Below are 7352 nucleotides of genomic sequence, written 5' to 3' on the forward strand. Positions count from 1 at the left end.
GATGTGGCCCAGGCGCGGCTGGGCCACGAGCCGGAGCCGGGCCGCGAGCGGCTGTGGGTCGGATCCGGGCGGGTGGGCCTTGAGCACGACGTCACCGTGGCGCACGATCAGCCGTTCACCGTGGTGCGACAGCACGACGGGAGCCTCCCGGCCGCCCGGTTGGAGCCGGCGGGCGAGATCCGCCATGCCCGTCAGCAGAGCGGCGTGCGGGGCGGCGTCGCCAGTCAGGGTGGTGGTCACGAGGCCGATGCCTTCACCGCGTCGGCTTGCGTAGCCGCCAGATGCATTCGGAGGGCCAGCGGCGCGCCCATGCCTCGTCGCCGCGTTCGGGCTGGGCGGGTGCCGGTTCCTCGCTGTGATCGTCGGATGCCGGCGGTGCCGGGCGAGGTTCCAGAAGATCTTCGATGACGAGGTCGTTGTCCCGGAAGAGCCTGATCCAGGTGCCGTAGGGAAGGTTGGCGCTGACCAGGCCGTCGGCCTCGGCCAGCAGACGCAGCCCGAAGTAGTCGCGGGTCAGGCGACTGCCGGGGGCGTCCCGGCCCGGCGCCACGGTGATCTCGTAGATTGGGCTGACGTGGCTGAAGGCGAGCAGGCCGCCGGGGCGCAGCACGCGTGCGGCCTCCGGCACGGCCCGGAAGGGGTCCGCGAAGGAGAAGGCGCCGTGGTCGGCGAAGACGATGTCGAACGAGCCGTCGGCGAAGGGCACCGCCTCGGCACTCGCCTGGACCAGGGGGAAGGACAGTCCGGTCTCCGCGGTGAGCCGTCTGCTGTGGTGCAGCTGCCGTTCGGAGAGGTCCAAGCCGATCGGTCGGCCCCCCGCCGGACCAGCGCGCTCGACCACTGGCCGCCCCCGCAGCCCATCTCCAGGATGTCCCGTCCGGTGACCTCACCGAGCACGCCGAGCCGTGATTCCGGAACGGCCCACAGCCCCCAGGAGATATCGCCGGTGAACACCTGCCGGCGGATCTGCGGGGCGTTCAGTCGCTGGTAGTCGTCGGAGATCTCGTTCCAGCGGGCACGGTTGGTCCGTACGTGGGCAGCACTGTTGATCATCCATCCCTCGTCCTTCTCCGGGTGGCCACGGACTGCGCGCCGACCGCGGTGCCGGGGCAGGCCACCGCGGCACGACGGCCTTCCTGCCTGCCTCGACGAATCAGTCGGTCATCGTATGAGACCAGGATGATCCGGGCACACCCGTGGCTGGTGATGCCTCGCCGCTCGTCAGCGGGTCGGCGCGCCCGGCCTCGTGCCGCGGCCGGGCACCGATGATCGTTCCGTCGTTCCCGCTGCTCACCATGGCGCCGGCCCGGGTGCCGAAATGTAGGCAAAGTAGCCGGACGAGTGATGGATGGGATGAGTACGGTGCGCCTGTCTCCCGGATGACGCCCTGGTGGTGGATGCGTCTGGACAGGCTGTGATGGAGCGTGCACCTTTGATCGCGTGGTGAGGCAACGAAAAAGATCCAGTCGGTATTTTCGGCCGCCAGACGAGCGGCTCAGCCTGGGCCTGATGACCTGCTCGTCCTGCAACGGCACGCAGTATCAGACGCGTCCGCAGGCGGAAGTGGACGAGGACGGTCTTTTCGACGGTGACGCCAATATCAAGTGTCGGGAATGCGGCGGAACCGGAAAGGTTCCCCTGCCATGAAGAACTCGATGCCCGTTCAGGCCGACTTCTTGTACCTGCGGTGTCCGGAACATCGGGGACGGCGTCCCCGCCAGGGGCTGAAGACGATGATGCGGCCGGGGGCACTGTGCCCGCGGTGTCGCATGGTCCGCGCCGCGGACCTCGAACGCGAGGGCTGTCCGGAGCTTCCTCCGGACGAGCCGGATGGCGGAGGGAGGGGGACGCCGCCGTCACGCTGACAGGCGTCCCCCAGGTGATCTTCGGTGCCGGGATAGGCCCTCGGCGGTGGGTCAGTCCTTGGGCTGGGCGACGACCACCGCCGTGCGGGTGCCGTCCTTGACCGTTGCGCCCACCCGGACCGTCGCCCCCGGGTGGAGGTCGGAGACCTTCGCGGTGTCCCCGTCGATCCGGAACCGGGTATCGGCGTTGATCACATAGGTGCCGACGTAGCCGTCCTCACTGGTGACCGTCAGGGAGGTGGGGCTCACCGCGGTCACCTTCCCGCGCTGCCCCGCCACTACCTGGAAGCCCTTGTCGGTTTTGACCGTTGCCTCACCGTGCACGCCGCCGCCGGCCCAGAGGCCGCCATGGGGACGCAGCCCGTCGTGGGAACGCAGCCGGGCCTCGGCGAGTCGCGGATGGTCGCCCAGGAACGCGTGGTCGGCCGGGGCGGCTGCTGCGCTGGCGGTCCGGTCCGGGGTGGCGGACGCGGCTGTCCCGCCGAACCCGAGCCCGACCCCCAATCCGAGCCCGAGCAGACCCGCTGCGGCGACCCCCGCACCCCATCGTCCGGTCAGGAAGCTGCGCATCTGTGTCGTCCTTCCGTGTCGCGTCACCACGCCGCGAACCGGTCGTCGGCCCTGAGCGGCGACGACCGGCCGGGCGCCGCGCGCCACGGTGGCACGCGGTCGGAGCCCACGATGCGACAGCGAGATGTGAGGAACGTGCGAGCGTGGTGCGAACCACGTGGAAGGCCGGTTCCCGCGGTGGCGGACCCGGGCGGTACCTCGACGCGGCAGTACCTGGCCCGGCGGTACCTCGACGCGGCAACCGTCCGCCCCGGCGGATGCCTGCGGGCGGACGGTGCGTGCTCCGGCCGATCGATCGGGACGGAGGCCGGATCCGCGCTACGCGCTAGACCCGGGACGGTTGCCGGCTGTCCTCGTCCTTGGCCTGTGGCTGCATCGGCACGATCGTCCGGGCCCCCGTCCAGGACGGCGCCTCCTGACTCGCGTGCGGGGGCAGGGACGGTGCGAAGTCCGTTCCGAGGCGTTGGACCGCGACCCGAGCGAAGATCTGCTGCTCGGTGACGGTACGTTCCGACCGGCCCCGGCCGATGAAGCTCACCGTCCAGTGAAGCAGAGTGGTCAGCCGGTGCTTGAACCCGATGATATAGACGAGGTGTACGGCCAGCCAGACGAGCCAGGCGAAGAAGCCACTGAACTGCACCTTGCCGATGCTCGCCACCGCGCTGAACCGCGAGATGGTAGCCATGCTGCCCTTGTCATGGTATTCGAACGGTCGGCCCGTCTGCTTGCCGGCGACCCAGGCCTGGATCTCCTTGGCGGCGTGCCGGCCGCCCTGGATCGCGACCTGCGCCACGCCGGGCAGCCGGTTGATGCTCGCCATGTCCCCGATGACGAACACCTCCGGATGGCCCGGCAGGGTGAGGTCGGGCAGCACCTCGATGCGGCCGGCGCGGTCGAGCCCCGCACCGGTCTGCTCGGCGAGCTGCCGGCCCAGCGGGCTCGCGGCAACGCCGGCGGCCCAGACCTTGCAGACCGAGTCGATGCGCCGGCGGGTGCCGTCGCTGTCCTCGACGTCGATGCCGGTCGCGTCGACATTGACGACCTTGGCGCCCAGCTGCACATCGACGCCGATTTTGGTCAGCTTGTCGGCCGCCTTCGCGCCGAGCCGCTCGCCGAACGGCGGCAGGACGGCGGGTGCGGCGTCCAGCAGGATGACTCGGGCCTTGGCAGGGTCGATGCTGCGGAAGTCCCGCCGCAGGGTCCGGCGCGAGAGTTCCGCGATCTGTCCGGCCATCTCCACGCCGGTGGGGCCCGCCCCGACGATGACGAAGGTCAGCAGCCGCTCCACGTCCGCGGGATCGGTGGACGCCTCGGCGAGCTCGAACATCCCGAAGATCCGGCCGCGCAGCTCGAGCGCGTCGTCGATGCTCTTCATGCCCGGGGCGTGCGTGGCGAAATGGTCGTTGCCGAAGTACGACTGGCCCGCGCCCGCGGCGACGACGAGGCTGTCGTAGTGGTGCACGGTCGTGCGACCCAGCAACTGGGACGTGACCGTCCTTGCGTTCACGTCGATGGTGGTTACCTCGCCGAGGACGACCTGCGCGTTGTCCTGCCGGCTCAATACCTCACGGGTGGTCGGGGCGATCTCGCCCTCGGACAGGATGCCCGTTGCCACCTGGTAGAGCAGCGGCTGGAACAGATGGTGCGTCGTCTTCGCGACGAGGGTGACCTCGACCGGTGCTTTGCGGAGGGCCTGCGCGGTGAACAGACCTCCGAAGCCAGACCCGATGATCACTACTCGGTGCGGGGAGGTGCTTCGCTCCTCGAGCCGTTCCGGTTCGCCGGCCTGCCCTGTCTGGGCGCTGTCCGTGGTCACGATCCTTCTCCGCTCAGCCTCTTGACTCCGGCGGTGCCCCTTGGCGCCGCGAAGACCATATACCTGATGGTGCCGGACCCCGGCTACTATTTTCCGCCGTATATCCGAGATGGGATCGTGTTTATCATCACCTCCTGTCGCCGGATAGCGTCGACGGGGCATGTGGCATGCAACACAATTCGTGGGCGATTGATACCTCGTCGAGTGGTGCGCCCAGTTCGGGGGCAACCGTGAGGTGGGCACTGAAGATCGTGTCTGGCCGGAAGGCTGCGGTGCCTGGCCGAACGGAAATACGGCGAACCGGCCCCGCGGACGCGGGCGACCACCCGGTCCCTGGGCCCCGACGGCGGGGATCTGTCTGGCCAGAGCTATGATCATGTTTTCTTCGTGTGGTGGATTTGACTGAGCGCACCTTCTGGGGGTCCAGTTTAGCACATCAGTCTATTCGGATACTGCTTTCACCACCTGCACCTTCATTCGGTGCTCGTTCTTTGACATGACGTTCGCGTCCTGCACGTTCACGGGCAGTTTTCACGGGCAGTTTTCACGGGCAGCATGTTCGGCGGATGCATCTTCGATCTCATGAAGGTGGCCGACGGGGATTAGTCCTTCGTGGGTCTGCCCCGAGCGGGCCAGGGAGGATCGCGGATCCGGGGAGAACCTTAGTCTCGCAGCGGATCATGGGCGAAGGCCCGCATCCCCCCGGCGAAGTCGACCCGCGGCCGGTAGCCGAGAAGATCGCCTGCTCGAGCCGAGGACGCGGCGATGTGGCGGACGTCGCCGACCCGGGAGGTACCGGTCACGACGGGCTTCGGACCGCCGAAGGCACGAGCCAGCGCGTCCGCCATGTCCCCGACGGTGTGGGGATCACCGGAGCCGATGTTGAGGGGAACCAGCCGGCCGGGTGCCTGCGGCTGCTGGGACGCCAGCAGGTTGGCCTGCGCGACGTCGTGGACGTGCACGAAATCCCTCAGCTGCCGGCCGTCCTCGAAGGCCCGCGGGGCCCGCCCGTGTTCCAGCGCACTGCGGAAGATCGACGCGACGCCGGCGTAGGGGGTGTCCCGGGGCATCCGCGGACCGTAGACGTTGTGGTAGCGCAGTGCCACGACGGTCCCGCCGGTTTCCGCCGCCCATGCCGCCGCGAGATGCTCCTGGGCGACCTTGGTCGCCGCATACGCGTTGCGGGGGTCCAAGGGGGCGTCCTCGTGGACCACGATGGGCGAGAGCGGCCGGTGGCACCGTGGGCACGGCGGCTCGAAACGGCCCGCGTCCAGGTCGGCGGCCTGCCGTGGTCCGGGGCGCACCGGTCCGTCCGTCGGGCAGCGGTAACCACCCTCGCCGTAGACCACCAGGGAGCTCGCCAGGACCAGTCGCCCCACTCCGGCGCGGGCCATCGCCGCGAGCAGGACCGCGGTGCCGAGATCGTTGTTCGTGGCATACGCCGGAAGGTCGTCCAGATCGGCACCCAGACCCACCATGGCGGCCTGGTGGCATACGACGTCGATCCCGCTCAGTGCTTCGGCGACCTGGCCCCGATCGGTCATGTCCCCAACGATCATCTCGGCGGCGTTGTTGACCTGGGGCTTCGTCCGGTGCACCGCCGGAAGCAGGGCGTCGAGGATCCTGGCCTCGCCGCCCGCCGCGACCAGCACGTCGACAACGTGAGAACCGATGAAGCCGGCGCCACCGGTGACGAGAACCCGCATGACGCCGACGCTAGCGGTGCCGGGACGCGCCGGATCTTACGAACCGCGGAACGTCTCCGGCCCGGCCCCTGTGCCGGCACCGTCGTAACCCCGGGCGGCGTCCGGACGTCAGGACGTGGGGAGCGCGACGACGAAGCGGCAGCCCTCCCGATGGTTGTGCACGGTGACGTCGCACCCGTGCGCCTCGACGATGCCGCGGACGATCGCGAGGCCGATCCCCGACCGCATCCGTGGCTGGTGCGGGTTGTCGTCACCGCCGGGGGTCCGGGCCGACTCGCCCCGGAATCCGAGGTCGAACACGCGGGGCAGCTCCTCCTGCGGGATGCCGCCGCACCGGTCCGCCACGGCGAAGACCGCCCGGTCGGCGTCCGCGGTAGCGGTGATCTCCACCGTTCCGTCGTCGGGGGTGTGCCTGATGGCGTTGACGAGGAGATTGGTCAGCACGCGCCCCACCTCGGCCGCGTCGGCGTCGACGTACCCGGCGTGATCGGCCCGCCCGCTGACGACGACTCCCTTGGCCCGCGCGATCGGGTCCACCGCGGCGATCGCGTCCGAGACGACATCGGCGACGCGCACCTTCTCCAGGCTCAGCCGCAGCGCACCGGCCTGCAGCCGGGCCAGTTCGAACAGGTCGTCGACCATGCCGGTCAGCCGCTCGGCGTCGGCGAGCATCAGCCGGTGGTAGCGGGCCGTCGTCTCGGCGTCCGTGACCAGGCCGTCCTGCAGGGCCTCGGCCGTCGCCCGGATTCCCGCGAGCGGGGTTCTCAGGTCATGACTGATCCAGGCCACCAGCTCGCGGCGGCTCGCCTCCAGGGCCCGTTCCCGTTCCCGCGCCTCGACCAGGCGGACATGGGTCGCGTCCAGGGCCGTCGCCAGCGCGCTGAGCTCGGCGGTCGGAACATGGCCGGCGCCGCGATAGCCCGGCTCGCCCAGGGCCGCCGTCGCTCGGGTCAGCGTCCCGATCGCCGCCACGACCGGGCCACCCAGGCGCACCGCGGATGCCGACGCCACCACCGCCGACACGGCGACCACGATGAGCACGACCCGCAGGTTGTGATCGGAGAGGAACATTGCCTGCGCCGTGCCGGCGACCCCCGCCGTCACCGCGACGACCGGTATTACGCTCAGTGACGCGGCTGTCGCCCACAACGGCCGCTTCCGGAGCGCCCGCAGCAACGGCAGGCCGGTGAGCGCGGCCGCTGTCGAACAGCCGAGCGCGATCCCCATGACCTCCAGGTCGGCGTTCATTGGGGCCTCGCTCTCGCTCTCGCTCGCCGCCCGCCCGTGAGGCCGTCGTCCCGCCGCACCGCCTCGGGTCTCATCCTCGGTGTCGTCCCTCGTCCGGTGCCGCCACCTGTCCGGTGGGGGTGCTGTCGGGGCGCGGGGTGCTGTCGG

4 protein-coding genes and 2 pseudogenes are annotated in these 7352 nt (G+C 70.2%); all 6 read right to left on the minus strand.

The genetic code is table 11. From position 1 onward, the window contains the following. Positions 1–240 (minus strand): annotated as a pseudogene (locus ACY5KJ_RS15360) (hypothetical protein); the annotation flags it as partial. A gap of 13 nt (positions 241–253) precedes the next feature. Continuing rightward, positions 254–1053, minus strand: a pseudogene (locus ACY5KJ_RS15365) (class I SAM-dependent methyltransferase). 863 nt (positions 1054–1916) lie between these two features. Then, on the minus strand, positions 1917–2435 hold the full coding sequence (locus ACY5KJ_RS15370) for a hypothetical protein (protein WP_462187429.1): 519 nt from the start codon (positions 2433–2435) through the stop codon (positions 1917–1919). Between the two features lie 325 nt (positions 2436–2760). Beyond that, on the minus strand, positions 2761–4251 hold the full coding sequence (locus ACY5KJ_RS15375) for an NAD(P)/FAD-dependent oxidoreductase (RefSeq protein WP_462203657.1): 1491 nt from the start codon (positions 4249–4251) through the stop codon (positions 2761–2763). A 662-nt stretch (positions 4252–4913) separates the two neighbouring features. Continuing rightward, positions 4914–5957 carry an NAD-dependent epimerase/dehydratase family protein gene (locus tag ACY5KJ_RS15380; RefSeq protein WP_462187432.1) on the minus strand — a complete coding sequence of 348 codons (1044 nt, stop codon included), beginning with the start codon at positions 5955–5957 and terminating at the stop codon, positions 4914–4916. Positions 5958–6065: 108 nt separating this feature from the next. After that, entirely contained in the window at positions 6066–7205 is a 1140-nt protein-coding gene (locus ACY5KJ_RS15385; RefSeq protein WP_462187433.1) for a sensor histidine kinase, read from the minus strand. Positions 7206–7352 lie beyond the last annotated feature (147 nt).

The organism is Frankia sp. CcWB3, assembly GCF_977927595.1.